At 63.4% G+C, this 25804-nt stretch carries 32 protein-coding genes; 22 read left to right on the top strand and 10 right to left on the bottom strand.

Annotated features, from left to right (window positions below):
* Positions 1 to 101: 101 nt before the first annotated feature.
* Positions 102 to 3557: a chromosome segregation protein SMC gene (gene smc / locus KJP30_RS12095; RefSeq protein WP_218449533.1), complete on the bottom strand. Its 3456-nt coding sequence runs from the start codon at positions 3555 to 3557 to the stop codon at positions 102 to 104.
* A 659-nt stretch (positions 3558 to 4216) separates the two neighbouring features.
* Here smc and KJP30_RS12100 point away from each other — a divergent pair.
* Positions 4217 to 5428 (top strand): TsoY family (seleno)protein, encoded by a 1212-nt coding sequence (locus KJP30_RS12100; protein ID WP_218449534.1) that lies wholly within the window; start codon positions 4217 to 4219, stop codon positions 5426 to 5428.
* A 75-nt stretch (positions 5429 to 5503) separates the two neighbouring features.
* Here KJP30_RS12100 and KJP30_RS12105 read toward each other — a convergent pair whose 3' ends face one another.
* The 6 genes from KJP30_RS12105 to KJP30_RS12130 form a co-directional block, all read right to left on the bottom strand.
* Positions 5504 to 6313, bottom strand: a complete 810-nt coding sequence (locus tag KJP30_RS12105; protein ID WP_218449535.1) for a division plane positioning ATPase MipZ — start codon at positions 6311 to 6313, stop codon at positions 5504 to 5506.
* A 144-nt stretch (positions 6314 to 6457) separates the two neighbouring features.
* Entirely contained in the window at positions 6458 to 7018 is a 561-nt protein-coding gene (locus tag KJP30_RS12110) for a F0F1 ATP synthase subunit B (RefSeq protein ID WP_218449536.1), read from the bottom strand.
* A gap of 4 nt (positions 7019 to 7022) precedes the next feature.
* On the bottom strand, positions 7023 to 7574 hold the full coding sequence (locus KJP30_RS12115; protein WP_218449537.1) for a F0F1 ATP synthase subunit B': 552 nt from the start codon (positions 7572 to 7574) through the stop codon (positions 7023 to 7025).
* A gap of 85 nt (positions 7575 to 7659) precedes the next feature.
* Positions 7660 to 7881 (bottom strand): F0F1 ATP synthase subunit C, encoded by a 222-nt coding sequence (locus tag KJP30_RS12120; protein ID WP_218449538.1) that lies wholly within the window; start codon positions 7879 to 7881, stop codon positions 7660 to 7662.
* Between the two features lie 78 nt (positions 7882 to 7959).
* On the bottom strand, positions 7960 to 8730 hold the full coding sequence (locus tag KJP30_RS12125; protein WP_218449539.1) for a F0F1 ATP synthase subunit A: 771 nt from the start codon (positions 8728 to 8730) through the stop codon (positions 7960 to 7962).
* Positions 8720 to 9112, bottom strand: a complete 393-nt coding sequence (locus KJP30_RS12130) for an AtpZ/AtpI family protein (protein WP_218450135.1) — start codon at positions 9110 to 9112, stop codon at positions 8720 to 8722. Before KJP30_RS12130 ends, KJP30_RS12125 begins: the two co-directional genes overlap by 11 nt.
* A gap of 253 nt (positions 9113 to 9365) precedes the next feature.
* Between KJP30_RS12130 and KJP30_RS12135 the strand changes: the two genes are divergently transcribed.
* Both KJP30_RS12135 and KJP30_RS12140 read left to right on the top strand, forming a co-directional pair.
* On the top strand, positions 9366 to 10304 hold the full coding sequence (locus KJP30_RS12135) for an alpha/beta hydrolase (RefSeq protein ID WP_218449540.1): 939 nt from the start codon (positions 9366 to 9368) through the stop codon (positions 10302 to 10304).
* Entirely contained in the window at positions 10301 to 10672 is a 372-nt protein-coding gene (locus KJP30_RS12140) for an ArsR/SmtB family transcription factor (protein ID WP_218449541.1), read from the top strand. Before KJP30_RS12135 ends, KJP30_RS12140 begins: the two co-directional genes overlap by 4 nt.
* A gap of 15 nt (positions 10673 to 10687) precedes the next feature.
* Here KJP30_RS12140 and KJP30_RS12145 read toward each other — a convergent pair whose 3' ends face one another.
* A complete protein-coding gene (locus tag KJP30_RS12145) occupies positions 10688 to 11599 on the bottom strand; it encodes a DMT family transporter (RefSeq protein WP_246594478.1) in 912 nt (303 codons plus the stop codon).
* Positions 11596 to 12477: a LysR family transcriptional regulator gene (locus KJP30_RS12150; protein WP_218449542.1), complete on the bottom strand. Its 882-nt coding sequence runs from the start codon at positions 12475 to 12477 to the stop codon at positions 11596 to 11598. The genes KJP30_RS12145 and KJP30_RS12150 overlap by 4 nt, the downstream gene beginning before the upstream one ends.
* Before the next feature lie 119 nt (positions 12478 to 12596).
* On the opposite strand from KJP30_RS12150, the gene KJP30_RS12155 reads away from it, so the two are divergent.
* Together KJP30_RS12155 and KJP30_RS12160 are read left to right on the top strand one after the other, a co-directional pair.
* A complete protein-coding gene (locus KJP30_RS12155) occupies positions 12597 to 13178 on the top strand; it encodes an FMN-dependent NADH-azoreductase (RefSeq protein ID WP_218449543.1) in 582 nt (193 codons plus the stop codon).
* An 82-nt stretch (positions 13179 to 13260) separates the two neighbouring features.
* Complete coding sequence (locus tag KJP30_RS12160) at positions 13261 to 13743, top strand: hypothetical protein (protein ID WP_218449544.1); 483 nt, start codon at positions 13261 to 13263, stop codon at positions 13741 to 13743.
* Between the two features lie 16 nt (positions 13744 to 13759).
* Here KJP30_RS12160 and KJP30_RS12165 read toward each other — a convergent pair whose 3' ends face one another.
* Entirely contained in the window at positions 13760 to 14203 is a 444-nt protein-coding gene (locus KJP30_RS12165; RefSeq protein WP_218449545.1) for a hypothetical protein, read from the bottom strand.
* Between the two features lie 328 nt (positions 14204 to 14531).
* On the opposite strand from KJP30_RS12165, the gene ffh reads away from it, so the two are divergent.
* From ffh to KJP30_RS12250, 17 genes are all read left to right on the top strand, one after another.
* Positions 14532 to 16034, top strand: a complete 1503-nt coding sequence (gene ffh, locus KJP30_RS12170; RefSeq protein ID WP_218449546.1) for a signal recognition particle protein — start codon at positions 14532 to 14534, stop codon at positions 16032 to 16034.
* A gap of 101 nt (positions 16035 to 16135) precedes the next feature.
* Positions 16136 to 16672 (top strand): GNAT family N-acetyltransferase, encoded by a 537-nt coding sequence (locus tag KJP30_RS12175; RefSeq protein ID WP_218449547.1) that lies wholly within the window; start codon positions 16136 to 16138, stop codon positions 16670 to 16672.
* Positions 16669 to 17196 carry a GNAT family N-acetyltransferase gene (locus KJP30_RS12180; protein ID WP_218449548.1) on the top strand — a complete coding sequence of 176 codons (528 nt, stop codon included), beginning with the start codon at positions 16669 to 16671 and terminating at the stop codon, positions 17194 to 17196. The genes KJP30_RS12175 and KJP30_RS12180 overlap by 4 nt, the downstream gene beginning before the upstream one ends.
* Entirely contained in the window at positions 17193 to 17699 is a 507-nt protein-coding gene (locus tag KJP30_RS12185) for a GNAT family N-acetyltransferase (RefSeq protein WP_218449549.1), read from the top strand. Before KJP30_RS12180 ends, KJP30_RS12185 begins: the two co-directional genes overlap by 4 nt.
* Positions 17696 to 18265, top strand: coding sequence for a GNAT family N-acetyltransferase (locus KJP30_RS12190; protein WP_218449550.1), 570 nt, complete (start codon positions 17696 to 17698; stop codon positions 18263 to 18265). Before KJP30_RS12185 ends, KJP30_RS12190 begins: the two co-directional genes overlap by 4 nt.
* On the top strand, positions 18265 to 18867 hold the full coding sequence (locus tag KJP30_RS12195; RefSeq protein WP_218449551.1) for a GNAT family N-acetyltransferase: 603 nt from the start codon (positions 18265 to 18267) through the stop codon (positions 18865 to 18867). The genes KJP30_RS12190 and KJP30_RS12195 overlap by 1 nt, the downstream gene beginning before the upstream one ends.
* Before the next feature lie 31 nt (positions 18868 to 18898).
* On the top strand, positions 18899 to 19195 hold the full coding sequence (locus KJP30_RS12200) for a chorismate mutase (protein WP_218449552.1): 297 nt from the start codon (positions 18899 to 18901) through the stop codon (positions 19193 to 19195).
* A 44-nt stretch (positions 19196 to 19239) separates the two neighbouring features.
* Positions 19240 to 19608 (top strand): 30S ribosomal protein S16, encoded by a 369-nt coding sequence (gene rpsP / locus KJP30_RS12205; RefSeq protein WP_218449553.1) that lies wholly within the window; start codon positions 19240 to 19242, stop codon positions 19606 to 19608.
* A 53-nt stretch (positions 19609 to 19661) separates the two neighbouring features.
* Positions 19662 to 19805 (top strand): hypothetical protein, encoded by a 144-nt coding sequence (locus KJP30_RS12210; RefSeq protein ID WP_218449554.1) that lies wholly within the window; start codon positions 19662 to 19664, stop codon positions 19803 to 19805.
* Positions 19802 to 20308 carry a ribosome maturation factor RimM gene (gene rimM / locus KJP30_RS12215; protein ID WP_218449555.1) on the top strand — a complete coding sequence of 169 codons (507 nt, stop codon included), beginning with the start codon at positions 19802 to 19804 and terminating at the stop codon, positions 20306 to 20308. Before KJP30_RS12210 ends, rimM begins: the two co-directional genes overlap by 4 nt.
* Before the next feature lie 266 nt (positions 20309 to 20574).
* Positions 20575 to 21666 (top strand): hypothetical protein, encoded by a 1092-nt coding sequence (locus KJP30_RS12220; RefSeq protein ID WP_218449556.1) that lies wholly within the window; start codon positions 20575 to 20577, stop codon positions 21664 to 21666.
* 87 nt (positions 21667 to 21753) lie between these two features.
* Positions 21754 to 22557 carry a tRNA (guanosine(37)-N1)-methyltransferase TrmD gene (gene trmD / locus KJP30_RS12225; protein ID WP_218449557.1) on the top strand — a complete coding sequence of 268 codons (804 nt, stop codon included), beginning with the start codon at positions 21754 to 21756 and terminating at the stop codon, positions 22555 to 22557.
* Positions 22554 to 23006: a GNAT family N-acetyltransferase gene (locus KJP30_RS12230; protein WP_246594479.1), complete on the top strand. Its 453-nt coding sequence runs from the start codon at positions 22554 to 22556 to the stop codon at positions 23004 to 23006. The genes trmD and KJP30_RS12230 overlap by 4 nt, the downstream gene beginning before the upstream one ends.
* Positions 23007 to 23061: 55 nt before the next feature.
* Positions 23062 to 23394 (top strand): hypothetical protein, encoded by a 333-nt coding sequence (locus tag KJP30_RS12235; RefSeq protein ID WP_218449558.1) that lies wholly within the window; start codon positions 23062 to 23064, stop codon positions 23392 to 23394.
* A gap of 222 nt (positions 23395 to 23616) precedes the next feature.
* Positions 23617 to 24012, top strand: coding sequence for a 50S ribosomal protein L19 (gene rplS / locus KJP30_RS12240; RefSeq protein WP_218449559.1), 396 nt, complete (start codon positions 23617 to 23619; stop codon positions 24010 to 24012).
* Between the two features lie 12 nt (positions 24013 to 24024).
* Entirely contained in the window at positions 24025 to 24246 is a 222-nt protein-coding gene (gene rpmE / locus KJP30_RS12245; protein ID WP_218449560.1) for a 50S ribosomal protein L31, read from the top strand.
* Positions 24247 to 24453: 207 nt separating this feature from the next.
* Complete coding sequence (locus tag KJP30_RS12250) at positions 24454 to 25803, top strand: aminotransferase class III-fold pyridoxal phosphate-dependent enzyme (RefSeq protein ID WP_218449561.1); 1350 nt, start codon at positions 24454 to 24456, stop codon at positions 25801 to 25803.
* Position 25804 lies beyond the last annotated feature (1 nt).

The following is a 25804-nucleotide window of genomic DNA, read 5'->3' on the forward strand; positions in this document are numbered from 1 at the left end:
GGAAACTGGAAAGCGCAGAGCCTTCGCCGGATGGCAAAAGCCTACACCGCGCCGTTTCCGGAACGGAAGCGGGTGCAAGGGCCACCGAGGTCACGAAAAGGTCAGGCCACCAAGCTTTCGGCCCGCTTGAGATCGACCGAGACCAGCTGGCTAACGCCCTGTTCCTGCATGGTCACGCCAAACAGCCGGTCCATCCGCGCCATCGTCACCGCGTGGTGGGTGATGATGAGAAAGCGCGTATCGGTGCGGCGGCACATTTCGTCCAGCATATCGCAGAAACGGGTGACGTTCGCGTCGTCCAACGGCGCGTCCACCTCGTCCAGCACGCAGATCGGCGAGGGGTTGGCCATAAACACGGCAAAGATCAGCGCCAGACAGGTCAGTGTCTGTTCACCGCCCGACATCAGCGACAAGGTCGACAGCTTCTTGCCCGGCGGCTGGCACATGATCTCAAGCCCCGCTTCCAGCGGATCATCGCTTTCGACCATCATCAGGCTGGCCTCACCACCACCGAACAGATGGGTGAACAGCATCGAGAAGTTGCTGTTCACCTGCTCAAAGGCCGTCAGCAGACGTTCGCGGCCTTCGCGGTTGAGGCTGGCAATGCCTGAACGCAAGGTTTTGACCGCCTCTTCTAGGTCGGATTTCTCCGCGACCAGCGCGTCATGCTCTTCCTGAACTTCGCGCGCGTCCTCTTCGGCCCGCAGGTTGACCGCCCCCAAGGAGTCCCGCTGCCGTTTCAGGCGCGAGACATCGGCCTCGATCGCTTCGGAGGCGGGCATCTGGTCTGGGTCGACGTTCAACTGGGTCAAAAGCTCGGCTGGCGTGCATTCCAATTCGTCCTGGATTCGCCCCTGCGCAATTTGCACGGTTTCGCGTGCGGCCTCGGCCCGCGCTTCGGTTCGGGCGCGCGCCTCGCGGGCTTCGCTGGCCTGCCGCTCTGCGTCCCGTTCGGCGGCGATGGCATCGCGCAAGGCCCCCTCGGCAACGGCAAGCGCATCGCTTGCGGCAGCCTTGCGGTCCTGCGCGGCTTCCATCGCCTCGGTCAGTTCGTCATGCTGGGCTTGCAGGGCACCGGGAACGCCCTCGGCCTCGACCAGTTCCCGTTCGCTTTCGGCCTTGCGGTCAGCCAGTTCCGCTGCGCGCTTTTCGGCGGTTTCCAGACGGTGACGCCAGCCGGACAGATCCTTGGTCACTTGCTGGGCGCGGCCCTTGCGGGCATCGCCGTCGCGGCGCAATTCGTCATGGGCCGAGCGCCGCGCCATCATCGTCATTCGCGCCGCTTCGACCGTCATCTTGATGTCTTCGGCCTTGCCGCGCGCCTCTTCGAGGTCTTCCAGCCCCTCTACGGCGCGCTCGGCCTCACGCAGTTGACCACGCGCGGCGCTGGCCTCGTCCTCGTAGCGTTTGACCGAAAGCGCGGCGCTTTCGACCTTGCCCTCGGCCATGTCGCGTTCGGCTTCTGCGCGGCTGAGCGCGCGCGCCGCATCGGCCATGGCCTGATCCGCCGAACGCCGGGCCGTGCGCGCGGTCTTTTCGGCCTCGGACTGGTCCTTGAGACGAGTGACCAGCGCCTCATGCGCGGCCTGCGTCCCTTCAAGCTGGGCCGTGGCGCGGGCCATCTCCTGCTTGAGCCCTTCAAGGCGGTTCAACTGTTCCAAACGCAACGCCGCGGCCGAGGGCTGATCCTCGGCCCAAGCGCGATAGCCGTCCCAGCGCCACAGGTCACCTTCGAGCGTCACCAGGCGTTGACCGGGCTTCAGCAAGGGTTGCAGACGGGCGCCCTCTTCGGCGTCGACAAGGCCGATCTGGCTCAACCGCCGTTCCAGCACATCGGGAACCGACACATGCCCGGCGAGAGGTTTGACGCCCGCAGGCAGCGGCTGTGTCTCATCATAAGCGGCAAGAACCACCCAGCCGGTGGGGCCGTCCCCCTCGACCTCGGGGGCGCGCAGATCATCGGCCAGCGCGGCGCCAAGCGCCTTTTCATAGCCCTGTTCCACCTGCAACCGGTCAAGGATCTGGCCACCCTCGGCAGTATCCCGTTCCAACAGGCGGGCCAGTGCCGTCACCTCGGCCCGTAGCGCGTTCATCTGACCTTCGGCCTCGGAACGCTCGCCGCGCGCCTCGGCCTCGCGGGTCTGGGTTTCGGCACGGGCGGCTTCGGCCTCGTTCAGCGTATCCTCGGCGTGTTCGGCGTAGGCCTGAGCCTCTTCCAGCCGGGCTTCTGCGGTTTCCGCAGCTTCACGCGCGGCCGCGCGGGCGGCCTGCGCGGCCTCGACGGTATCCCGTGCCTTGGTGGCCTCGGTTTCGTTCCGCTCGACTGTCTTGCGGCAATCTGCAAGGAAACGCTGCGCCGACTGGTGGCGCGCCGCCAGACGCGCCACGTCTTCGGTCTGCTGTTCCAGTTCTGCCTCGCGCTCTTGCAAGACCTGCGCCGCCTCGCGGGCGGCGTCATGGGCCTCGGCCAGCCGGTCGTCATGCCCTTCCGAGGCTTTTTCCAGTTCGCGGGCTTCCCATTCAAGCCGCTCGATGGTCTCGCCTGCGTCGCGGTTCAGCCCGGCCTCGCGATCCATGTCGCGAACAAGCTGGGCGATGCGGTTTTTCAGTGTCTCGATCCGGGCGACCGCCTGCTTTTCCTGATCCGTCAGCGTGTCACGCTGAACGATCAGCCGTTGCAGTACAGCGGCGGCAATCGCCTCTTCCTCGCGCCGGGGCGGCAGGGCTTCTTCGAGTTCGCCACGGATCTTCTCGGCAGCCCGGGCGGCGGATTCTGCCTGCGATGCCTTGGTGATCGCCTCACGCAGGGCGGCCTCGGCGGTCAGCCGTGCCTCATCCGCCTCGCGCCAGCGACGATATAGCAACATGCCTTCGGCCTGTCGCAAATCGGTGCCGATGGCCCGGTAGCGGGCGGCCTGCTTGGCCTGCCGCGCCAACGCAGAGAGTTGGCCCGCCAACTGCTCGACCACGTCATCCACGCGCAACAGGTTGGTTTCCGTGTTCTTCAGCTTCAGCTCGGCCTCGTGCCGACGCTGGTATAGCCCGCCGATGCCCGCAGCATCCTCCAGCACCTTGCGCCGATTCTTGGGCTTGGCGTTGATCAGTTCCGAGATTTGCCCCTGACGGACCAGCGCGGGCGAGGTCGCGCCCGTCGCCGCGTCGGCGAACAGCATCTGGACATCACGCGCCCGGGTGTCCTTGGAATTGACCTTGTAGGCACTGCCCACGTCGCGCGTGATACGGCGGACGATTTCAAGTTGATCCTGATCGTTGAACCCCGCGGGCGCAAGACGGTCCGCATTGTCGATCTGAAGGCTGACCTCGGCAAAGTTCCTTGCAGGGCGTGAGGCCGCGCCAGCAAAGATCACATCCTCCATCCCGCCGCCGCGCATTGCCTTGGCGCGGGTTTCGCCCATGACCCAGCGCAGCGCTTCCAGCAGGTTCGACTTGCCACAGCCGTTCGGCCCGACCACGCCGGTCAGTCCCGGGTTGATGATCAGGTCCGTCGGATCGACAAAACTCTTGAAGCCTGTGAGTTTCAGCCTGGTAAAGCGCAAAGGGACTGCCCCGATTCCTTGGTTGACCCTCAACCTGCGCTTTTGACTGGGGACGAGTCAAGGAATGCACGGCTCATATGGCGGGTTCGCGCCACTTCTCCACAAGATATTGCGGGCTATCTGCGCGTTGGGCGACACTGCAAATCGGTAAATCCTGCGCTTTTCGGAGCCTCAAAGCTGCACTGGATCACGCGGGTCCGTCGCGGCAATTTCGGGGCGGGGGCACCATTGCACGACAGGCCAATCCACATCATGGCCGGATCTCCCTGGACCCATGCCGCGCGGCATCCGCTATGGATCTGGGCCGCGATCCCCGCTTTGCGCGCGACCTCTTCAAATCGGGGCATCCATTCCGGGGAGGTGCGCGTTGCTTCGACCAAGGCTCCTTGAAATCGAAGGGTAAACCGCGAACCCTCAACCTCGTGCCGGATTTCGCGGGCGTCGCGAAATGCTGGCCCGGCCGAGTCGCAGGCAGCAATGGGAAGACACAGAATGAGACTCAAGATCAGGCGCATCGCCTGAGCCTCCCTGTTCTTGGTTACCAATTTCCTAACAGCGGCACCCACCAATCTTGCCATCGCGATTCCCCTTTACATTCTATTTTTAGAATGTATAAACATTCCACATATAGAATGTTTCCTCTGTTACAGGAGGCCCCGATGGCCCAAGCAGCACCAAGACCCGCCGACAGCTATTCCCCGATCTATTTCCTCGCCTCGCTCGGCGCGGGAGGCATCGCCGTCACCTTTTTCATGTTCCTGATGTTCTGGGTGCCCCACCCCGGTCAACCGGTGCCAGTGTTCGAAGACATCATGGGCGCATGGGCCAAAGGATCTGCGGTCAAGCAAACCGCCATTGCCATTGCAATGATCGGAATCGCGGCCTTTGCCGTCCTGAACATCAAATCCCTGATCTGGAACCTGTCGTCCTACGTCGCCTTCAAGAAAACACCCGCATTTGATCAGCTCCGCTCATCGAACGCCGAATCAACGCTTTTGGCCATGCCTCTGTCACTGGCCATGACCGTAAACGTCGGCTTTATCATCGGGCTGGTCTTTGTTCCGCGGCTTTGGTCGGTGGTCGAATACCTTTTTCCGCTGGCCATGGTGGCCTTTGGCCTGATCGCGGTGCTTGCCTTCCGGCTGATCGGGGATTTCCTTGGCCGCGTGTTGGCCAAAGGCGGATTGTTCGACGTCACAGCGCATAATTCCTTTGCCCAACTGACCCCGGCCTTCGCCGTGGCGATGATAGCGGTCGGCCTTTCCGCGCCAGCAGCCATGAGCACCACTCCCGCCACTGTTGGAACCGCGCTTGTCCTGTCGACCATCCTTGGCACCATTGCCATTCTCTATGCGGCCTTTGCCAGCATCACTGCCTTTGCCTCTATGCTGCAACATGGCACCGCCCGCGAGGCCGGTCCGACTCTGATGATCGTCGTGCCGATCGTCACCGTCCTCGGGATCATGTTCCTGCGTCAGGACCACGGCCTGCACACCACCTTCGATGCCCATGGTAATGCCGGGCAAACAATGGTCTTCCTCGCCCGCCTGTTGGGAATCCAGTTGGCCTTTCTTGGGCTGGGCGCGGTTGTGATGCGGGCGCAGGGCTATTTCAAAGATTTCGTCTTTGGCCCCAAAACCTCGCCGGGTTCTTACGCGCTGGTCTGCCCCTTTGTTGCGCTGTCGGTGATGATCCACTTCTTTGTCAACAAGGGGCTGGTCGCCGCGGATGTCATCACCAAGTACGACCTGACCTACTGGGGCGTCACCGGGATCGCCATTGCAGCCCAGCTGGTGGCCATCGTGCTGGTACTGCGTCTGAACCGCCAGCACTTTGCCCGCCCGACCGCCACCGTCATTCCGGCCGAGTGACACTCCTCCAAGAGATCGGTCGAATCTGGCCGGGCCTTCGGGTCCGGCCTTTTTTAGTGGGGATCGCGCGGCGGATCAGAAGCGGACTTCGACACCCGGCAGTTTCAACGCCTTGATCAGGTCGCGCACCTCTTGCCGGGCGGCGATATTGGAAAGGCTGAGGCTGCGCACCCCAATGTCCCGCAGATCCAGAAGGGTCAGCCCACGCGGGAACAATTCGCGGAACACAACCCGTTCCGAAAACCCCGGTGCGACGCGAAAACCGATCCGCTTGGACAGGGTCGCAACCGCTTTTTCCATCTTGGCCTTGTTGATCATCTGCTGTGCACCGATCCGGTTCCGCAGAACCACCCAGTCCAGCGGAGACAGGCCGGCCTGTGCCCGCAATTGCCGAGCCGACCAGACCATTTCGGCATAAACCGAAGGCCCGGCTATTGTCTCGCCATCGCCTTCGATGCGGGCCAACAGGTCAAAATCAACGAAACTGTCGTTCAACGGTGTCACAAGCGTGTCGGCCAGCGAATGCGCGACCTGCGCAAGCCGCGTATAGGCCCCCGGGCAGTCAATAATGATGAAGTCGGATTTGGGTTCCAGTTCGGCCACCGCACGGCGCAACCGGTTGTCCGGGGCCTGTTCGCCAGCGGCAACAGCCTCGGGGTCGGCCTCGGGCAGCGCCATGTAGCCGGGCACGGGAAGATCTTTTTCTTCCTTTTTCAACCAGGCGCGGCGGTTCGACAGGTAACGCCCAAGGCTTTGCTGTCTGAGGTCAAGGTCCAGCGTCCAGACCCTATGTTCCATCCGCGCCAGCGCTGTCGCCACGTGCATCGCGATCGTCGACTTGCCCGCGCCACCCTTTTCGTTCCCGACAACAATAATATGTGCCACGCTTCAGCCTCTGCCTCGTTTCGCCACGGTGCGCCCCGTGGTCGTAAATTACCGTCAAAGAGCAAGCCGGCGTCACGGCCGTATCTTGCAACGCGCAAGGCCCGGCACTTGGGCCGGGCCTTAACGCAGTCCCTCGGATCGCGTTTAGTGCAGCTTGTTGCCCACTTCGGCGATCGCGTCATCAATCAGCTTGCCCGCGTTGGCCGGGGTCATCTGGTCGGCAACCACGTCACGTGCAGCGGCGATAGCCACAGCGGCGGCGCGATCACGCACGTCCTTGATCGCGGCGGCCTCGGCCGATGCAATCTGACCTTCGGCGGCCAGCAGGCGGCGTTCGATGGATGCCTTGATGTCTGCCTTGGCCTGCTCGGCGGCCAGTTCGGCCTCCTGCTTGGCGTGGGCGACAATGCGGTCTGCCTGATCGGCCACTTCGCGCTGCTTGCGCTCGTAGCTTGCCAGCAAGGTCTGGGCTTCTTCACGCAGTTTGCGCGCTTCGTCCAGTTCGTCCTGAATGCCTTCGGCGCGCTTGTCCAGCAGGCCTGCCAGCATGCCGGGCACTTTGAAGTAAACCAGCACCGCGATGAACAGCAGGAAGCCCAGCGTCACCACGAAGTCGGTATTGTGCAGCGAGAAGAACGGGCCGGAAGCGGCGGCAGCAGGGGTCGCGGCCAAGGCGGCGACGGCGGGAAGGATGATCTTTTTCATTACCTTACCCTTTCAGCTGCGCGTCGACCGCGGCTGCGATCTTGGCATCGTCTGCGGACCCGCCCAGCGCGGCCACGATGGCCCCTGCGGTGTCCTTGGCAACGGTTTCGACATGCGCCATTGCGCTGTCCCGGATCTCGGCAATTGCCTTTTCCGATTCAGCGGCCTTTGCGGCGATTTCCGCGTCGGCCTTGGCAAGGGCGTCATCAAGACCGGCCTTGATTTCGTCACGCGCTTTCTGTGCGATGGTCTGGGCCTCGGCCCGGGCATCGGCAAGCGCCTTGTCATAAGCGGCTTCGGCCTCTTCGGCTTTGCGCTTGAGATCTTCGGCAGCGGCGATATCGTTCGTGATCGTCCCCTGGCGTTCCGCCAGAACCGCCGCAATGCGCGGCAGGGCGATGCGGGCCAGCACGAAGTAGATCACGACCAGCGTGATCACCAGCCAGAAGACCTGGTTGCCGATCCAGTCACCACAAAGCTGCGGCATCCCGACGGCAGAGCCGTGCGAGTCCACGCAGGTGCTGACGGCTTCGGCCCCGTGAGTTTCGGTCGCCATGTTGTCCTCCGTCGGAACTTGTCTCTACATCGGGCGGTCAGGCGTGCCTGACCGCCCGCGCGTAAGGATCGTTAAGTTCCGTGGATTAGACGGCGAACATCAGCAGCAGCGAAACGAGGAAGGCGAAGATGCCCAGCGCTTCCGCGAATGCGATGCCGATGAAGAGGGTTGCGGTCTGGCCGGCGGCTGCCGACGGGTTGCGCAGGGCGCCTGCCAGGAAGTTGCCGGCAACGTTGCCCACACCGATGGCGGCTGCGCCCGAACCGATTGCTGCGAGACCGGCGCCGATGAAGTTGAGACCTTCCATTGTGTATCTCCTTACGATTGGAAGTTTCTGTATTAGGTGTTCTTTGCGGAGGGCCGGGCAATCAGCCCGGCTCCGACATTAGTGATGCGGATGCAATGCGTCCTTGAGGTAGACGCAGGTCAGGATCGTGAAGACGTAGGCCTGAATGAAGGCCACGAGGATCTCCAGACCGTACATCGCGGTGATCGCCAGAACCGAGATCGGCGAGATGGCCGCGATGGCTGCGAAGCCGGCGAAAACCTTGATCACCGCGTGGCCGGCCATGATGTTGCCGGCAAGACGGATGGAGTGGCTGACCGGACGCACGAAGTAGGAAATCAGTTCGATCACAGCGAGGATCGGGCGCAGCGGCAGCGGCGCGCTCGACACCCAGAAGAGGCTGAGGAAGCCTGCGCCGTTCTTGACAAAGCCCAGCACGGTTACGGTGATGAACACAGCAAAGGCCAGAACGACGGTCACGGCAAAATGCGACGTAGTGGTAAAGCTCTTGGGCAGCAGGCCCAGGAAGTTTGCCGACACGATGAACAGGAACAGCGTCATGATATAGGGGAAGAACTTCAGACCGTCCTTGCCGGTCACGTCCTCGACCATCTTGTAGACAAAGCCGTAAGCCAGTTCCGCGATCGACTGCGACCGCGACGGGACAATCGCCCGCTTGGAGGTGCCGACCACCATCAACAGCACGATGGCCACGATGGCCAGAAACAGCCAAAGGGTCACGTTGGTGATGGTGAACATGCCAACTTCGCCATGGCCGAACAGCGGCTTGACGATGAACTGGTCCATCGGGTGGAACACCAGGCCGCCGCTCTCTGCTACGGGTTCTGCGCCGTGCGTCTCAGTCGCCATCTTTTTTCCCCTCGTCCGCGCCGGTGCCCCGGGCGCTTGCTTCGTTACCCCCGTCGGGGCCTGTATTCGCGCCCCCAAGGGAGGCCTGTTTCGCCTGGACCTCTTTCGCCGTCCGCAACATCACGTTGATGCCCGCGGCGATGCCCAGCAATGCGAACACCACCATCAGCAACGGAGTGGTGCCTAGCAGGATATCCAGCCCATAGCCGATCCCGAAACCGATCCCCAGACCGGCCACCATTTCCGTCACCATCCGCCAGGCGATGTTCGCCTGAGAGTAGTGCTCTTCCTGATGGGCCTTTTCTCGTTTCTGGCTGGCCTTGTAGGCGGTCAGCCTGGCGTCCAGGTCGTCCAGCTTGCGCTTGGGGTCAGGGTCGCTCACGAAGGAAAAGGCTCCGGTCAGGTTCGCCATGGTGCTATGCCGGGCCGCGCCACGAGTCAACATGGCAGAAACCGGTCGTCCGGCCCCGTCAGCATGCTGATTTTAAATGATTTTCCAAAAGATATTGCGGGCATGGTCATTCCGCCGCAGGGCTTGTTGGCGCTGACAATGCCACAAATGCAAATTCAACTTTTCGGTTGAGTTTTCCCGGACACCCGCTCAAACCCGGCGGAAAGCCTTACAGGAGCGACCGATGCGCCACGCCCTTGCCCTTGCCTTTTCCGCCGTCTTGGCTGCTGGCCCGCTGGCTGCCGAGGAGCTTTCGGTTGACGCCGGTGACGCGCGACTTTCCGGCAGTTTCCTTTCCGCCGAACCGCCCAAGGCGCTCGCAGTGATCCTGCCCGGATCCGGACCAACAGACCGCAATGGAAACTCTCCCGCAGGGCTGCGCACTGACGCCTATCGCCTGCTGGCTGAGGCATTGGCCGATCAGGGGATTGCCAGCCTGCGCGCCGACAAACGTGGTGTCGGGGCCAGCACCGGGGACGGCAATGCGGTGACGCTGGACCTCTACGCCAAGGATGCGGGTCTTTGGATCGATCTTGCTCGTGACAAGACCGGCCTGCCGTGTGTCTGGCTGATCGGCCATTCCGAAGGTGGCCTGGTGGCCATGCAGACCGCCGAAATTCGCAATGACATCTGCGGCCTGATCCTGCTGGCCGCGCCCGGACGACCGGTCAGCCAGATCCTGCTGGAGCAACTGCGCGGCGTCCCGGCGTTGCAACCGCATATGGAGGCTCTGCAAAAGGCAATGATCTCGCTGGTGGCGGGGCACCCCGTGCCGCCCGAAGACCTGCCCGGCCCGCTGATCGGCATCTTTGCGCCGCCGGTGCAACCGTTCCTGATGGATCTGTTCGCCTTCGCCCCCGCCGAACGCGCGGCCGCGATCGACCTTCCGGTTCTGGTGGTGCAAGGCAGCGCGGACCTGCAAATCAACCCCGATGACGCCGAGCTTTTGGCCACGGCCCTGCCAAACGGCAGCCTTTTCAGGGTCAACGGCATGACCCATGTGCTGAAGACAGCGCAGGATGAAACCCGCTCCGCTAACCTCGCCACCTACGCCGATCCGTCCCTGCCTTTGGCCGACGGGCTGGTCGGGGCCATTTCCGACTTCATCCTGACGCCGCGATGACAGCCCGCCTCGACACCGTTTTTGCCGCACTTGCGGACCCGACCCGCCGCCGCATCCTGTCGATGCTGCTTGAGGACGACATGGCGGTGACCGACGTGGCCGAACCTTTCGAAATGTCGCTGGCCGCCATCTCGAAGCATCTTACCGTGCTCTCCTCGGCCGGTCTGATCAGCCAGGAAAAGCGTGGGCGCGTGAAATGGTGCAAGCTCGAGCCGGACGCCCTGCGCGAGGCCAGCATCTGGATGCAGGCCTTTGGCCAGTTCGACCAGTTCGACCTAGACGGGTTCGAACGTTTTCTGGAACAGGAACTCGCCGATCCGCATGAGGGCGAAGACACACCGCCCCCGGACGACCACGCGCCGACTTGACGACCTTGCGCCCCTTTAGCCCTTCGTGCCGACGGGTACGGGCGCTTTTTCCTCGTCCTTCAACAGCAACAGCAAAGACAGCGCCGTCAGCGCCACCCCCGGCAGCACCAGCGCCGTCGGCACGCCGCGGCCCAGCGCCAGTTCCCACAGGATCACGCAGGACGGCACGATATAAGTGTAGGCCATGACCTTGGCCGCTGGCAGCCGCAGCGTCGCATAGCGCAGGATCACGAAGGTCACGCCCGTCGCCGCCAGCGCCACATAAAGGATGGTCCACCAGACGATCGCCGGCAGGGCCGCCCAGTCCATCGCCACCAGGTCCGGACCCGCCCAGACGCACAGGATGATCGCTCCGGCGCTGAGAATGCCCGCGTTGAAGGCGATGCCGGATTCCCCCCGGCTCAGCTTGCGCAGCATCGGCGCATAAAGCGCATGGGCCACGCAGCCCCAGAAATAGACCGCCTCGCCCTGCCCGACCTCGAAGCGCATCAGCGCCGCAAGATCCGCGTCAAAGATCACCCACAGCGCACCAACCATGCCGACCGCGATGGCCAACGCCATGCGCGGCGTTGTTACCTGTCGCACAACGACATAGCCAAAGACCGCCGTCAGCGCCGGGTTCAGCGTAAAAACCGCCGCCATGCTGACTGGCGCCGCCGTCTTTAATCCCTCGAACATCGTGACGAAATAGATCGCGAAAAGCCCGGCCAGCACAAAATAGCGCCAAGGCGCGGCAAAGACCGCGCGCGTCACCTTGCCCGTGGCCAGCGCCCAGCCCCAGAGCACCGCCGCCGCCAGCAGGAACCGCACCGCGTTCAGCACGTCCGGTTCGATATGAGGCGCCGCAAGCGCACCCAGCGAAAACGACCCCGAGACCAGCATGGCAAAGCCCAGCATGGCAAGATGGCCGCGCCCGGCCTCGCTCATCGCACGGACCCTTCGGAACAGAGCGACTTGAGGTGGCTGAGGAAGGCCTGAACCTTGGCGGTGCGATGCAGGTCCACATGCGTGACCAGCCACAGGGGCGAGGTCCATTCGTCCCTTGGTGCCATGACCTGCACCAGTTCTGGATGCAGCGCCGCCTCTCGCGTGCCCATGAAGCCGATCCCGGCGCCCTCGATCACGGCAGCCTCCAAGACCCGCGTGTCCGTGCTGCGGAACACCACCCGGTCAAAAGGCACATGAGAAGTCAGCCAGCGCTGGAATGGCGCGCGACTGTCGGGATCGTCATGGGCGACAAACCAATGCTCCTTGAGCGCCGCCTCATCCTCGGGCATGCCGTTGGCCTCGATATAGTCGCGATGTGCGTAAAGCCCGATATCCTGCCGGGCAAAGGGCTGCACCACGTTGTCCGGCTCTTGCGGCGCGGGCCCGGCGCGCAGGGCCACATGCGCTTCGCCATATTCAAGGCGAAAGACCCGGTCATCGGTCAGGAACCGGACAACCACATCCGGGTACTGCGCCCGGAAACTGCTGAGCGCGGTGACAAGGATCGGTGCCAGCGACACCAGCGACGTCACCAGCAACTCGCCCGCCACTTCGTTGCCACGCCCGCGAATGCGGCCTTCCAGCTGTTGCAGCTGGTCGGCGGTGGTCTGCGCCACGCGCATCAGGTCGGACCCGGCCTCGGTCGCGGTATAGCCGCGCGCGTGACGCTGGAACAGCTTGACCCCCAGCCGCCCCTCCAGAGCGTCGATATGGCGGATCACCGTAGCATGGTGGACGCCCAGAACCTCGGCCGCGCCGCTGACCGTGCCCAGACGCGCCACCTGATAGGCGGTGCGCACCTCGTCCCAATTGTCCATTGCCAACTCCGAATATGTGCATTTCCTCACAGACCCTGTGATTTTTGCGCAATTGTGTTCGCCAGCGCAAGGGGCAATTTATGGGCCACAGACAACGCATCCTGACAAGGACCCCGAAAATGACCAACACTGTTCTGCGCATCGACGCATCCGCCCGCACCGAAGGTTCGGTAAGCCGTGAACTGGCCGACAAGGTGATCGAACGCCTCGCGCCCGAAAAACTCATCAGCCGCGACCTCGTGGACACCGTGCCCCAGATCGACGGCGACTGGCTGGGCGCGAACTTTACCCCGGCAGACCAGCGCACCGCGGCCCAATCCGCCAAGCTGGCCCTGTCCGACGCGCTGATCGAGGAAGTCAAAGCCGCCGATACGCTGGTGATCGCACTGCCGATCTACAACTTTGGCGTACCCTCCAGCCTCAAGGCATGGGTCGACATGATCGCCCGCGCCGGCATCACCTTCAACTACACCGAAAACGGCCCCGTCGGCCTGCTGGAAGGCAAGCGCGCGATCTTTACCATCGCCTCGGGCGGCACCGAAGTTGACGGTCCGATCGACTTTGCCACCCCGTGGCTGCGCCACGTGATGAGCTTTATCGGCATCACCGACGTACAGATGGTCCGTTCGGACCGCCAGATGGTCGACGCCGAAGCCTCGAAAGCCCGCGCGGAAGAAGACCTGGCGCATCTGGCCGCCTGAACCTCGGCTTCCCCCCGGGCCGGGGTGCCCTCCAGAAGTCCCGGCATTTGACGCCCGTGCGCCCGGCGCATAGCCTGACCGCATGGGCGTCATTCACAATACCGACACAACGTTCGAGGCCAGCATCCGATCCTATCTGACCGGGGTGATCCTGCTGGTGCTTGGCCTGGCTTTTTCGGCCATCGGCATTGCCGCCCTTGGCGAAGGCGAACCGCAAGGTGGCATCTTCGTCGCCGTCGGACTGGGCCTGACCGGACTGGCCGTGTGGATCCTGTCTCGGCGCACGCGGTTGCGACTGGACAAGACCGAGAACTCTGCGCAGATCACGGTTTCCAGCCTGCTGGGCAGCACCCTGATAGACCTGCCGTTGACATCCGTCACCCGCGCCCGCGTTCTTAAACGCCGAAGCTCGGGCAAGCGGCAATACATGCTGGTGCTGCAAGTGGACGAGGGCGAACACGCGGGCAACTATTCCCTGACCGGCGGCTACAGTTCCGGCGGATGGCCCAAGGGGCGCATGGCGCGCGCCATCAACGGCTGGCTGGGCGTGGACGACCCCGACTGATCCCGACAGGCCCGGACTACCCCGAAACAGACCCGATCCCCACGCTGCCCAAAAGGCTTCGCACCTCTGGGTCACGCGGATCAAGCTCTGCGTAGACCAGCGCCGATTCCGGGTCCCGGAACACGTCTAGCGGATAGGGCATCCGTGCCCGGACGGTATCTCTGTATAGCTTGCAGATCCCGAAGTTCACCTTGCCCGGAGCAAAGATCGAGGTCCGCGCCCGCGGGTCTCGCGCCTCGTGGTAGGCCGTCAGCCGTTGGGCAATGCGCCCCATCTCGGCAAAAAAGTTCTCGGGAAACCGGCAATCCATCACATCCAGAAGGATATGCTGCCCGCCATCGAACAGCGGGTCCTCCCTGTAACGGGTCAGGGTTTCAACGTTCTGGTCCACGGTGATATCGCCGCGGAACAGGACAAGAACGATGTTGAGATGCGGATAGATGCGATAGCTGGCTGGCATGGCGTCACCGGGCGCTGATGAATACTCGTGAACGTCACTCCCCCATGACATAAACCACGTTGACAAGGCAACTTGTCCAGACGACGCAGCAATCGGCGCGTAACACCCGCGCCGCTTGACTCAGGCGCCCCCTTCCCCTAACAGCCAACCATCTCCGGAAGCCGTCTGAGTCTTCCGGTCCCTTGGGCTATGCCCGGGATCGCCCTCCGTCAGCGCGTTGCGCCCACGGGGGCTCTCGTGCATTGGCCCGCCGATTGTGATGCCGGTCCCGCGCCCTTACCTTTGGGAGCAGACCAGAGGAAGAAGAGAAAAGGAGGCCAGGCGCCCCATGTTCGAAAATCTCTCCGAACGCCTTGGCGGCGTTTTCGACCGGCTGACCAAGCAAGGCGCCCTGTCCGAGGATGACGTCCGCACCGCCCTGCGCGAAGTACGCGTCGCCCTGCTGGAGGCCGACGTGTCGCTGCCCGTGGCACGCCAGTTCATCAAGGCGGTCGAGAAAAAAGCCACCGGCGCCGCCGTGACGAAATCTGTCACCCCCGGCCAACAGGTCGTCAAGATCGTCCATGACGAACTGATCGGCGTTCTGGCAGGCGAAGACGGCGACCCCGGCAAGCTCAAGATCGACAACCCGCCCGCGCCGATCCTCATGGTCGGCCTGCAAGGCGGCGGCAAGACGACAACCACTGCCAAGCTGGCCAAACGGCTGAAAGAGCGCGACGGCAAAAAGGTCCTGATGGCCTCGCTGGACGTCAACCGCCCCGCCGCCATGGAACAGCTGGCCATCCTTGGCCAGCAGATCGGCGTCGACACGCTGCCCATCGTCAAGGGCGAAGACCCGGTGGCCATCGCCAAGCGTGCGAAAACACAGGCGGGCCTTGGTGGCTACGACGTCTACATGCTGGACACCGCCGGTCGCCTGTCCATCGACGAAGAACTGATGGCGCAGGTCGAAGCCGTCCGTGACGTCGCCAACCCGCGCGAAACCATCCTCGTGGTCGACGGCCTGACCGGACAGGACGCCGTTCACACGGCTGAAAACTTCGACAATCGCATCGGCATTTCCGGCGTCGTGCTGACCCGGATGGACGGCGACGGACGCGGCGGCGCGGCCTTGTCCATGCGCGCCGTCACAGGCAAGCCGATCAAGTTCGTCGGCCTTGGCGAAAAGATGGACGCGCTCGAAACCTTCGAGCCGGACCGCATCGCGGGCCGCATCCTTGGCATGGGCGACATCGTGGCCCTGGTTGAGAAGGCGCAACAGACGCTCGAGGCCGAACAGGCCGAACGCATGATGAAGCGCTTCCAGAAGGGTCAGTTCAACATGAACGACCTCAAGATGCAGCTGGAACAGATGATCAAGATGGGCGGCATGGAAGGCATGATGTCCATGATGCCCGGCATGGGCAAACTGTCCAAACAAGCCGCCGAGGCGGGCATGGACGACAAGGTTCTGAAACAGCAGATCGCCCTGATCAACTCGATGACCAAGAAGGAGCGCGCCAACCCGCAGATCCTTCAGGCAAGCCGCAAGAAACGCATCGCCGCTGGTGCCGGGATGGAGGTCGCGGACCTCAACAAGCTGCTCAAGATGCAGCGCCAGATGTCCGACATGATGAAAAAAATGGGCAAGATGGGCAAAGGCGGCATGCTGAAACAGGCCATGCGCGGCATGTTTGGCGGCAAGGGCGGCCTGCCCCCGGAAATGGCGCAGGGCATGGACCCCAAGGCGCTCGAAGCCGCGGCCAAGCAGATGGGGGCCAAAGGCGGCCTGCCCGGCCTTGGCGGCGCGGCGCTGCCCCCCGGCCTCTCCGGCTTCGGCAAAAAGAAGTAACGCAAAAGGAAAACCCGACCGGCTGTTTCTTCTTGGTCCAAATACCTCCCGCCGGAGGCATCCAACCGCCCCGCAAGAGACACCGCCTGATCTGACACACCATGCCCGCCCCCACGCTGCATACCCCGCGCCTGACGCTGCGCCCCCATGTCCTCGCCGACATGGAACCGTTCTGGGAATTCTACCAGAGCGACCGCGCCGCCTATATCAGCGGGCCGCGGGACCGCGGTCATTTCTGGTACGGTTTCACCTCCGAAGTCGGAACCTGGGACCTTTGCGGCTATGGCGGCTGGGCGGTTGATCTCAAGGGTGGCGGCTTTGTCGGGCAGGTTGCGATCATCCAGCCACCGGCCTACCCGGAGCTGGAAATTGGCTGGATTCTCTTCGACGGGCACGAAGGCAAAGGCTATGCCGCCGAAGCGGTGACAGCGGCCCTGCACTGGGCATGGGAAAACCTGTCGATCGACACGCTGGTCAGCTACATCGACCCCGCCAATACGCGGTCCCGCGCATTGGCCGAACGCCTGGGCGCGGTGCAGGACCCGGCGGCGGCGCTGCCTCAGGGCGACACCGCCGAAGATACGCTCGTCTACCGCCACAGCCCCGACGCGGACGGCAGCCCGGAGGCCTACGCATGAGCCTGACCAACGCCCCCCGCCTGGAAACCGAACGCCTGATCCTGCGCGGCCCCGAACCGCAGGACGCCGAACCGCTGATCGCCTTCCTGATGGATCAGGACCGCGCCGCCGGTTTCGGAGCCTATGACAACCGAGGAGATGCCTGGCGCTGGTACGCGCTCAACATCGGTCACTGGCACATCCACGGCTACGGGTACTTCACCATCGAAGTAAAAGGCGAAGGCAAGCCCGCCGGAATCTGCGGCATCTGGAACCCCGAAGGCTGGCCCGAACCCGAGGTCGGCTGGGTCGTCTTTGATGGCTACGAGGGACGCGGCATTGCCCGCGAGGCTGCGGAACGTGCGCGCCGCTGGGCCTATGAGGATCTGGGCTTTACCACGTTGACCTCGAACATCGTGCCGGGCAATGCGCGGTCCGCCGCGCTTGCCTCGCGGCTGGGGGCGACCTACGAACGCACCTATCACAATGAAAACATGGGTGAAGACGAACTCTGGCGCCACCCGGGACCGGAGGCGCTGAGATGATCCCCACCATCACCCTGACCACCAATCGCCTGACCCTGCGCACCCCGCAGGAAGAGGATTTTGCCGCGGTCGCCGCCTTCATGGCCTCCGCCCGGTCCCGCTTTGTCGGTGGCCCGGTCGGCGACAGCTTTGACCAGTGGCGCGGGTTCCTGTCCGGGATCGGCCATTGGTGTATGCGCGGCTACGGGTTCTTCACCGTTCTGCACGACGGAGAAAAGGTCGGCCGCGTGGGCCTGATCAACCACGTGATGTGGGACGAACCGGAACTGGGCTGGCACATTTTCGACGGCCACGAAGGCAAGGGCTATGCCACCGAGGCGGCCGCCTGCGCCCGCGACTGGGCGGCGCGGGAACTGGGCCTTGGGCCGTTGATTTCCTATATTCACCCGGACAACACGCCCTCCCGCCGTGTGGCCGAACGGCTTGGCGCGCATCTGGAAAGCGAAAAATCCCTGTTGGGGCACCCCGCGCAGGTCTGGCGTCACCAGAAGGTGGACACATGACCGCGCCCTGCGAACGCCATACGCCGGGTCCCGCCGCCCGCGCCGCCGCCCGTCTGGGCGGACGGCTGCCCGTGCTGGACACGCGCCGCCTGCAACTGCGCGGGCCGCGGATCTATGATTTCGATGCCTACGCCGGGATCTTCTGTTCCCAACGCGCCGTCCATATGGGGGGCCCGTTCAGCCGCGAGGCCGCTTGGGGCGATTTCACCAATTACTGCGCTTGCTGGTTGCTGCACGGCTTTGGCCTTTGGACCATCGACGCAAGCACGACCCCTTCGGCAGGCTTTGCCCTGCTGGGGTATGAATACAGCGATCCCGAACCCGAACTGGGCATCTTCCTGACGTCCGAGGCCGAGGGCGAGGGTTATGCCGCAGAGGCGTTGGAGGCCGTGCGCGCCCATGCCTTCGAAACCCTTGGCTGGGACAGCGTCGCCTCATTCGTCGATCCGGACAACACGCGCTGCATCTCGCTCATGACACGGCTGGGCGCCCGTCGCGACGCCGAGGCAGAGGCAAAGCTGACCGACGACACCCTTGTTTTTCGCCATGTCAAAGAGGCCGCCTGATGGGACATCGCGACATTCCCGTGCTTGAAACCAAGCGGCTGATCCTGCGCGGCCCCGAGCCAGGCGATTATCCGGACTTCAAGGCCACTTTCGCCTCGTATCGCTCGCGCTTTATGGGCGGACCGCTGAATGCCTATGAAACATGGATGCTGTACGCGGCTGAAATCGGTCACTGGGAAATCCGCGGTTTTGGCATGTGGATGGTCCACCTGCGTGACAGCGATGAAACCGTCGGCATGGCGGGCGCCTGGTTCCCGGCCAAATGGCCGGAGCGGGAAATCGCATGGATCATCTGGCCGGACAAGGCGGGCAAAGGCTATGCACTGGAAGCGACCGACCGCGTGCGCCGCCACCTGTACGAGGATCGCGGCTGGGACCGGGCGGTGAGCTACATCGACCCCAAGAACCTCGAAGCGATCCGACTGGCCGAGCGGCTGGGCTGTACCAAGGACCATGACGCGCCCTCCATTGATGGCAGCGACGCCGTCTATCGCCACCCAAGCCTTGCCGACCTGCAAGGTCAGGTCGGCCACGGGGTCGCCATGGAAATCGCCCACTACCAGGATCCGCTTTTCAAACCGAAAGGCTGGGCCGTTGACTGATACCCGCCAACCGACCGCAAAGGACCGACGCATGACCGATGATGTCACCCGCGCCGCAGAGCTGCTGAAAGAACACCGCAACAGCATCGACCGGCTGGACGCGATCCTTGTGTTCACGCTGGCCGAGCGGTTCAAGCACACTCAGGCCGTGGGAGTCCTCAAGGCGCAGCACGAGCTTCCCCCATCCGACCCCGCGCGAGAGGAAAAACAGATCGCGCGGTTGCAGGATCTGGCACTCCAGGCCGATCTGGACCCGGAGTTTGCCAAGAAATTCCTGAACTTCGTCATTCAGGAAGTCATCCAGCACCATAAACAGCACCAATCCTGACGGAACGATCCGTCAGTCAAGCCATTCGACAAAGGAGAAAACAAATGGCAGTCAAGATTCGTCTCGCCCGTGGCGGCTCGAAAAAGCGTCCCTTCTACCGCATCGTGGCAGCCGACAGCCGCATGCCGCGCGACGGCCGCTTTATCGAAAAGCTGGGCACCTACAACCCGCTCCTGCCCAAGGACAGCGAAGACCGCGTCAAGATGGACATCGAGCGCATCCAGTACTGGCTGGGTCAGGGCGCACAGGTCACCGACCGCGTGTCGCGCTTCCTCGAAGCCGCCGAGGTGATCGAGAAGAAAGAGCGCTCGAACCCCAAGAAAGGCACCCCGGGCAAGAAAGCCCAGGAGCGCGCCGAAGAGAAAGCTGAAAAAGCAGCAGCAGCCGCCGAAGCCGCTGCCGACGCTGAATAAGCATCGTTACGGGGGCGGCGGGCCATGCCTGCCGTCCTCTTTCCCGGATTTCCATGTTCCGCCTGTTTCGCAGCCTGTTCCTTTTGCTCATCGCCTTTCTTGCGGGGTTTCTCTATTCCGAGATGACGTGGCATGATCGCTGCGTCGAAAAAGGGGGCGAGGCCCGAGGGGGCCTGTGTTTCGGGGTGTCGCGATGACTGAAATGATCTGTGTCGGTGCGATTGCGGGCGCCTTTGGCGTTCACGGTGAGGTCCGGCTGAAAAGCTTTACCTCGGATCCGCTGGCCGTCGTGGATTACGCGCCTCTGTCGACCGAAGATCAAAAGCGCCATTTCGACATCGAGATCACGCGAGAGATCAAGAACGGCTTTGCCGCCCGCCTGTCAGGCGTGGCCACCAAGGAAGAGGCCGATGCGCTGAAAGGCGTCCGCCTGTTTGCGCCGCGCGATCGCCTGCCAAACCTTCCCGACGATGAATACTATCACGCCGACCTGATTGGCCTTGCCGTCTTTGACACCGGCGGCGCGCCACTGGGCAAGGTCAAGGCCGTGCACAACCACGGCGCCACCGACCTGCTGGAGCTTCAGCTTCCCGGCCAGTCCCGTACCGTTCTGATGCCCTTCACCATGGCCGCCGTGCCGACCGTCGACCTGACCGCCGGGCGCATCGTGGCCGACCCTCCCGACGGCTTGCTGGACTAGGCAAAATACGCCACATAGTTGTGAAACATGCGCCGCTGGCAACTGCTGGCCGTGACTCGGTCTTGCCGAAAATTGACGGGATTTCCCCTTATTCACGATCCACGACCTGGCTACTCCGCCCTTGTTCGGAGACAGATATCGGCCCAGCCCGTCACTGTCCCGAATGGGGAAACGTGAGGCAGTGAATCCGCACCCGGACCGCCACGATCAGGCCTCAATTTTCGTCCAATTTTAGCCGCAATCGAATTGGTTTTGAGGGGGTTGTCGTGGACGCACTGGTGTATCGACTGGCACTGGCCAGCGTGGCAATCGGGCCTGCCCTTGTTGCGACGACGCTGCCGGTTTCATGGATCGGCCTGCCTATTGGCGTGGCCATCGGCGGCGCGGGCGGCGTCTATGCCCTTTTGGCTGCGCTGAAGGGCGGCAAGGACCAACCACGCCGGCGCGGCCCCGTCCTGTTGCGGCGCGCCACCCTACGCCAGCGGCACGCCGATCTGCCCTCGGACGACGCGCAGAAACTCGCGCTGGCAGAGGCGCTTGCCGCCGCCGTGGACCTGCGCGCGGAACCCGAGGCCCCGCCAAGTCGCGCCACCGCGGTCGCCCGCATCTTGTCCCGCATCATGGACAGCTGGAACGCATCGGACATGGCCGCGCTGCCGCGCGACATGACGCTGACGCTCACGCTACTGGAACGGCTGCTGAACGCAGAGCCGGGAGAGGCGGGCCGGATCGCGCAGATGTTCCGGCGTCCGGACGTTGTGTTGGGCCTGCGACAGGAAATCGACACCATCGCAAAAGCCCGCGCCGCCTATGACCGGGCCTTCGCGGCCTTTCAGGCAACTCGGCTGATGAACGCGGCGGATCCCAAGCCTCGAACCCTGATGCAGGCGCTGCACAGCCTTGGTACGCCGGACACAGACCTTTGGCACCGGATCGTCCGCGACTATGACCCCACGGATCCTGACCAGCGGAACGCCGCCCTGTGGTGCGTCGGCCGGCCCGAATGTGACCGCGCCACAGTTGCGACCTTCCTGTCCCGCCTGCCTGAGGGCGCGCAGTTACAGAACGCATGGCTGGACGGCGACGACGCGTTCTTGCAGCACGTCCGTCAGGTGATCGGCAATTGTAACGACGGGCTGTACCGTCAGCAGGAAATCGGTTTTGATCCCGAACCGCTGGCGGCCGAGGCCTTGGCAAAGGAACTGGATGCGCTGGCCACGCTCAGCGGCAAGGCCCGCTGGCCGGACGCGCAATGCGCCATCGTCGCGCTGGACGGGCGCGCCCCGCGCCCGCGCCCGGCTTGGGATATCAAAGCCGGTCAACTTGCGGCCCCGCCCGCCCGCGCCGACTATCTCTAGGCTGGAATTTGGCATCCTTTGGGGCCAAAGCTTGCCCCGCCCCCCGGGCTCGGGCTAAACGGCGCCCCAAAGCAGGACGCCAGCCCGATGTCAGACCAGTCTCCCCCCAACCGCTCTCATGGTCGCAAGTCGATCCGCCCGACGCTGAAACCGCGCGATCTGATGGAGCCGGACCCGGAAATCGCGCGCGCATGGCGGGCGCAGGTCATTACCCTTTTCCCCGAGGCATTCCCCGGGACTCTGGGCCTTTCGCTGACCGGCAAGGCGCTGAAAGAACGGCGCTGGCAGCTAAGCCCGATCCCCCTGCGCAGCTTTGGCGAAGGCAAGCACCGCAACGTCGATGACACCCCTGCCGGAGGCGGGGCCGGCATGGTCCTGCGGCCCGACGTCATGGGCGCCGCCATCGACGCCGCCCGCGAAGAGCAACACGCCGGTGCGCCGCTGATCTATCTTTCACCGCGTGGTCGCCCCTTTTCGCAGGCCATGGCCCGCGATCTGGCCACCCGGCCGGGTGTGACGCTGATCTGCGGCCGGTTCGAAGGGCTCGATCAGCGTGTGATCGACCACTACAACATCATCGAGGTTTCGATTGGCGACTATGTCCTGACCGGCGGCGAAATCGCCGCGCAGGTCATGCTGGACGCCATCGTGCGCCTGTTGCCCGGCGTTTTGGGCAATGCGGCTTCGACCGAAGAAGAAAGCTTTTCCGACGGGCTGCTTGAACATCCGCAATACACCCGCCCCGCCGAATGGCAGGGGCGTGCTATTCCGCCGGTTCTGTTGTCGGGCGATCATGGTGCAGTCGCCCGCTGGCGCCGCGACCAGAGCGAGGCATTGACCCGGGAACGCCGCCCCGACCTGTGGCAAATCCTCAAGGAGCAAGAGGAATGATGCACCTGCGCCGCGCCACAGAGGCCGATCTGCCCGCCATCGTTGCACTCCTGGCGGATGACCCTCTGGGGGCCACGCGCGAAGATGCCTCGCTGCCCCTTGATCGCGCCTATGCCAAGGCATTCGCGGCCATCGACGCCGACCCGAACCAGTTGCTGGCCGTGGCCGATGCAGACGGGCAGATCCTTGGCTGCCTTCAGATTACTTTTCTGCCCGGACTGTCCCGCAAGGGCGCGTGGCGGGGCCAGATCGAATCCGTCAGAGTGGCTCAGTCCGCGCGGGGTATCGGGCTGGGCAAGACGATCTTTGAATGGGCCATAGAAACCTGCCGTGCCCAAGGATGCAGCCTTGTTCAACTGACTTCGGACACAGGCCGCCCGGATGCGCACCGGTTCTACGAAGCCTTGGGCTTTGTCGGCAGCCACACAGGGTTCAAGCTGGCGCTCTGACGGCTTTACCCATGGTGCGGCCCCGTGCCACCCTGTCCCGAAAATGGAGGTGCCCATGATCAGAACCGCCGCCTTTGCACTGTTCCTGGCCACGCCTGTTCTGGCTTGGGAACATACTGTGGAATGGCGCTTTTCAGGCGATGAAATCCGGTCATTCTCGGTCACGGAACCGGCGTTTGACGAAGACCCGGTCGTGCTGGAGGTTGAACTGGCGCATGAGTCCTCGGGCACGACGCGGATCATGATCGAGGCTGACAACGGCATCGGCGACTGCGCGGATCTTCTGCGGTTTGCACAGGGCAATCCCTTCGAGATCATCGTGCTGACCGCCAACCTGAATGCGCAGACGATCAACGGGGTGACGCTGGCCCAGTGTTCGACGCGTTAGAGCCGCTGACCGGGGCCTTTTGCCTTGATCCAAAGGCCCGCCGCTTCTATACACGCGCATCTTTCGGCGTCGGGGCGACTCGGCGCCGTTGGGTTTCGTGAGCCGGTCCGTCGGCGCACGAAGGAGCAAAGAAAAGCTGGCGCATCCCTGTTTCCCTTTTGGATCAAGGCACTGGCCAGACATCTCCGCGGGCAAACCGCGACGAACATAGGAGAAGGTCAGATGGATCTGATCGCACAGCTCGAGGCAGAACAAATTGCCTCGCTCGGGAAAGAGATTCCCGATTTCAAGCCCGGCGACACCGTTCGCGTCGGCTATAAGGTGACCGAAGGCACCCGTACCCGTGTGCAGAACTACGAAGGCGTCTGCATCAGCCGCAAAAACGGCAAGGGCATCGCGGGTTCGTTCACCGTTCGCAAGATTTCCTTCGGTGAAGGCGTGGAACGTGTGTTCCCTCTGTATTCGACCAACATCGAAACCATCGAAGTTGTCCGCCGTGGCCGCGTCCGCCGCGCCAAGATGTATTACCTCCGTTCGCGCCGCGGCAAGTCGGCACGGATCAAGGAGGACACCACCTACAAGCCGCTCAAGTCCAAGAGCGCTGGCGCCGACGCGTAAGGAGCTCAGACGATGAAAAAGAATCTGCACCCCGATTACCACCTGATCACCGTCAAGATGACCGACGGGACCGAGTATCAGACCCGTTCGACCTGGGGCAAAGAGGGCGACACGCTTGTTCTCGACATCGACCCCACCGTGCACCCCGCATGGACCGGCGGCACCTCGCGCCTGATGGACCAGGGCGGCCGCGTGTCGAAGTTCAAGAAGAAATACGAAGGCCTGGGCTTCTAAGCCTTTCTGCCTTTCGAAACGAAACGCCGCCCCTTGTTCGGGCGGCGTTTTTTGTTGGCAAAGGCCAGTGTCCGACCCGATTTGCCTGTTCGACCTTGCGGGTGATCTGCCCCCTGCGCCGGTCCACCGCCCCGTCCGTGGTCTCTGCCTCTGGACACTTCGCCGTGCCGCTGCCAATTCGGGCAAAACCCGCGATGGAGACACGCCATGAAGGACGAGAACTTTCTCAAGGAGAACAACGCCCGCCAGCTTTGGCACCCGATGGGCCATCCCGGCGACGCCCAGACCACCCCGCCGCGCATCATCAAAGGCGCAACCGGCAGCACGATCACCGACATCGACGGTCACAGCGCTGTGGACGCGGTTGGCGGCTTGTGGTGCGTGAACCTTGGCTATTCGAACGACAAGGTGAAACAGGCCATCGCGAACCAGCTTTTCGAGCTGCCCTACTACTCGGCCTTCGCGGGCACCTCGAACCCGCCCGCCATCGAAGCCGCTTATGCCGTGCAAGAGTTCTTTGCCGAGGACGGGATCGAGCGCGTCTTTTTCACCTCGGGCGGGTCGGATTCCGTGGAAACCTGCCTGCGGCTTGCGCGGCAGTATCACGGTCTGCGGGGCGAGCCCACGCGGACCAAGTTCCTCAGCCTGAAAAAAGGCTACCACGGCACGCATTTCGGCGGTGCGTCGGTCAATGGCAACAATCGTTTCCGCATCAACTATGAACCGCTGCTGCCGGGATGTTTCCACCTGCCCGCGCCGTACAGCTACCGCAATCCATTCAATGAAACCGATCCGGCCCGGCTGGCGCAACTGATCGCGCAGGCCATGGAAGACGAGATCGCCTTTCAGGGCGCGAACACCATCGCCGCCTTCATCATGGAACCGATCCAGGGGGCGGGCGGCGTAATCGTGCCGCATGAAACCTTCATGCCGCTGATGCGCGAGATTTGCGACCGGCATGGCATCTTGCTGATCTCAGACGAGGTGATCACCGGGTTTGGCCGCACCGGCGATTGGTCCGGCGCGCGTCACTGGGGCGTGAAACCGGACATGATGAGCACGGCCAAGGGCATCACCTCCGGGTATTTCCCGGTCGGTGCGGCGCTGATGTCTGGCAAGGTGGCGGAGGTTTTCGAAACATCCGGCGCCGATGGCGGCATCTATCATGGCTACACCTATTCGGCCCATCCGGTCGGGGCTGCGGCGGTGATAGCCTGCCTTGAGGAAACGCTGCGTTTGAACACAAAGGCAAACGCAGCCGTTCGGGGCCAACAGCTTTATGATGGCGTGCTCAAACTGGCCGAGAAGTATTCGATTGTCGGCGACGTGCGCGGCGGCCACGGGTTGATGACAGGCATCGAGCTGGTCAGTGACCGCGCCGCGAAAACGCCCATGGACAACGAGACCATGCAGCGGATTCACCGCACTGCCTATGAGGCCGGGGCCATGGTGCGGCTGGGAATGCATAACATCCTGATGTCGCCGCCGCTGACCATCACCGAGAGTGAGGTGAACACCATTCTGGCCGCTCTGGACAAGGGCTTTGCCGCCGCCTGAG

Origin of the sequence: Antarctobacter sediminis (assembly GCF_019218285.1) — a bacterium.
GTDB lineage: Bacteria > Pseudomonadota > Alphaproteobacteria > Rhodobacterales > Rhodobacteraceae > Antarctobacter > Antarctobacter sediminis.

Excerpts from the sequence above, each read along its gene's own strand:
- KJP30_RS12235 (WP_218449558.1), top strand. The coding sequence starts at position 23,062 with ATGATCAGAACCGCCGCCTTTGCACTGTTCCTGGCCACGCCTGTTCTG.
- trmD (WP_218449557.1), top strand. The coding sequence starts at position 21,754 with ATGTCAGACCAGTCTCCCCCCAACCGCTCTCATGGTCGCAAGTCGATC.
- KJP30_RS12135 (WP_218449540.1), top strand. The coding sequence starts at position 9,366 with ATGCGCCACGCCCTTGCCCTTGCCTTTTCCGCCGTCTTGGCTGCTGGC.
- rimM (WP_218449555.1), top strand. The coding sequence starts at position 19,802 with ATGACTGAAATGATCTGTGTCGGTGCGATTGCGGGCGCCTTTGGCGTT.
- KJP30_RS12165 (WP_218449545.1), bottom strand. The coding sequence starts at position 14,203 with ATGCCAGCCAGCTATCGCATCTATCCGCATCTCAACATCGTTCTTGTC.
- KJP30_RS12155 (WP_218449543.1), top strand. The coding sequence starts at position 12,597 with ATGACCAACACTGTTCTGCGCATCGACGCATCCGCCCGCACCGAAGGT.
- KJP30_RS12120 (WP_218449538.1), bottom strand. The coding sequence starts at position 7,881 with ATGGAAGGTCTCAACTTCATCGGCGCCGGTCTCGCAGCAATCGGTTCG.
- KJP30_RS12210 (WP_218449554.1), top strand. The coding sequence starts at position 19,662 with ATGTTCCGCCTGTTTCGCAGCCTGTTCCTTTTGCTCATCGCCTTTCTT.
- KJP30_RS12110 (WP_218449536.1), bottom strand. The coding sequence starts at position 7,018 with ATGAAAAAGATCATCCTTCCCGCCGTCGCCGCCTTGGCCGCGACCCCT.
- KJP30_RS12150 (WP_218449542.1), bottom strand. The coding sequence starts at position 12,477 with ATGGACAATTGGGACGAGGTGCGCACCGCCTATCAGGTGGCGCGTCTG.
- KJP30_RS12140 (WP_218449541.1), top strand. The coding sequence starts at position 10,301 with ATGACAGCCCGCCTCGACACCGTTTTTGCCGCACTTGCGGACCCGACC.
- KJP30_RS12195 (WP_218449551.1), top strand. The coding sequence starts at position 18,265 with ATGGGACATCGCGACATTCCCGTGCTTGAAACCAAGCGGCTGATCCTG.
- rpmE (WP_218449560.1), top strand. The coding sequence starts at position 24,025 with ATGAAAAAGAATCTGCACCCCGATTACCACCTGATCACCGTCAAGATG.
- KJP30_RS12250 (WP_218449561.1), top strand. The coding sequence starts at position 24,454 with ATGAAGGACGAGAACTTTCTCAAGGAGAACAACGCCCGCCAGCTTTGG.
- ffh (WP_218449546.1), top strand. The coding sequence starts at position 14,532 with ATGTTCGAAAATCTCTCCGAACGCCTTGGCGGCGTTTTCGACCGGCTG.
- rplS (WP_218449559.1), top strand. The coding sequence starts at position 23,617 with ATGGATCTGATCGCACAGCTCGAGGCAGAACAAATTGCCTCGCTCGGG.
- KJP30_RS12200 (WP_218449552.1), top strand. The coding sequence starts at position 18,899 with ATGACCGATGATGTCACCCGCGCCGCAGAGCTGCTGAAAGAACACCGC.
- KJP30_RS12175 (WP_218449547.1), top strand. The coding sequence starts at position 16,136 with ATGCCCGCCCCCACGCTGCATACCCCGCGCCTGACGCTGCGCCCCCAT.
- KJP30_RS12180 (WP_218449548.1), top strand. The coding sequence starts at position 16,669 with ATGAGCCTGACCAACGCCCCCCGCCTGGAAACCGAACGCCTGATCCTG.
- KJP30_RS12145 (WP_246594478.1), bottom strand. The coding sequence starts at position 11,599 with ATGAGCGAGGCCGGGCGCGGCCATCTTGCCATGCTGGGCTTTGCCATG.
- rpsP (WP_218449553.1), top strand. The coding sequence starts at position 19,240 with ATGGCAGTCAAGATTCGTCTCGCCCGTGGCGGCTCGAAAAAGCGTCCC.
- KJP30_RS12160 (WP_218449544.1), top strand. The coding sequence starts at position 13,261 with ATGGGCGTCATTCACAATACCGACACAACGTTCGAGGCCAGCATCCGA.
- KJP30_RS12100 (WP_218449534.1), top strand. The coding sequence starts at position 4,217 with ATGGCCCAAGCAGCACCAAGACCCGCCGACAGCTATTCCCCGATCTAT.
- KJP30_RS12115 (WP_218449537.1), bottom strand. The coding sequence starts at position 7,574 with ATGGCGACCGAAACTCACGGGGCCGAAGCCGTCAGCACCTGCGTGGAC.
- KJP30_RS12190 (WP_218449550.1), top strand. The coding sequence starts at position 17,696 with ATGACCGCGCCCTGCGAACGCCATACGCCGGGTCCCGCCGCCCGCGCC.
- KJP30_RS12125 (WP_218449539.1), bottom strand. The coding sequence starts at position 8,730 with ATGGCGACTGAGACGCACGGCGCAGAACCCGTAGCAGAGAGCGGCGGC.
- KJP30_RS12230 (WP_246594479.1), top strand. The coding sequence starts at position 22,554 with ATGATGCACCTGCGCCGCGCCACAGAGGCCGATCTGCCCGCCATCGTT.
- KJP30_RS12185 (WP_218449549.1), top strand. The coding sequence starts at position 17,193 with ATGATCCCCACCATCACCCTGACCACCAATCGCCTGACCCTGCGCACC.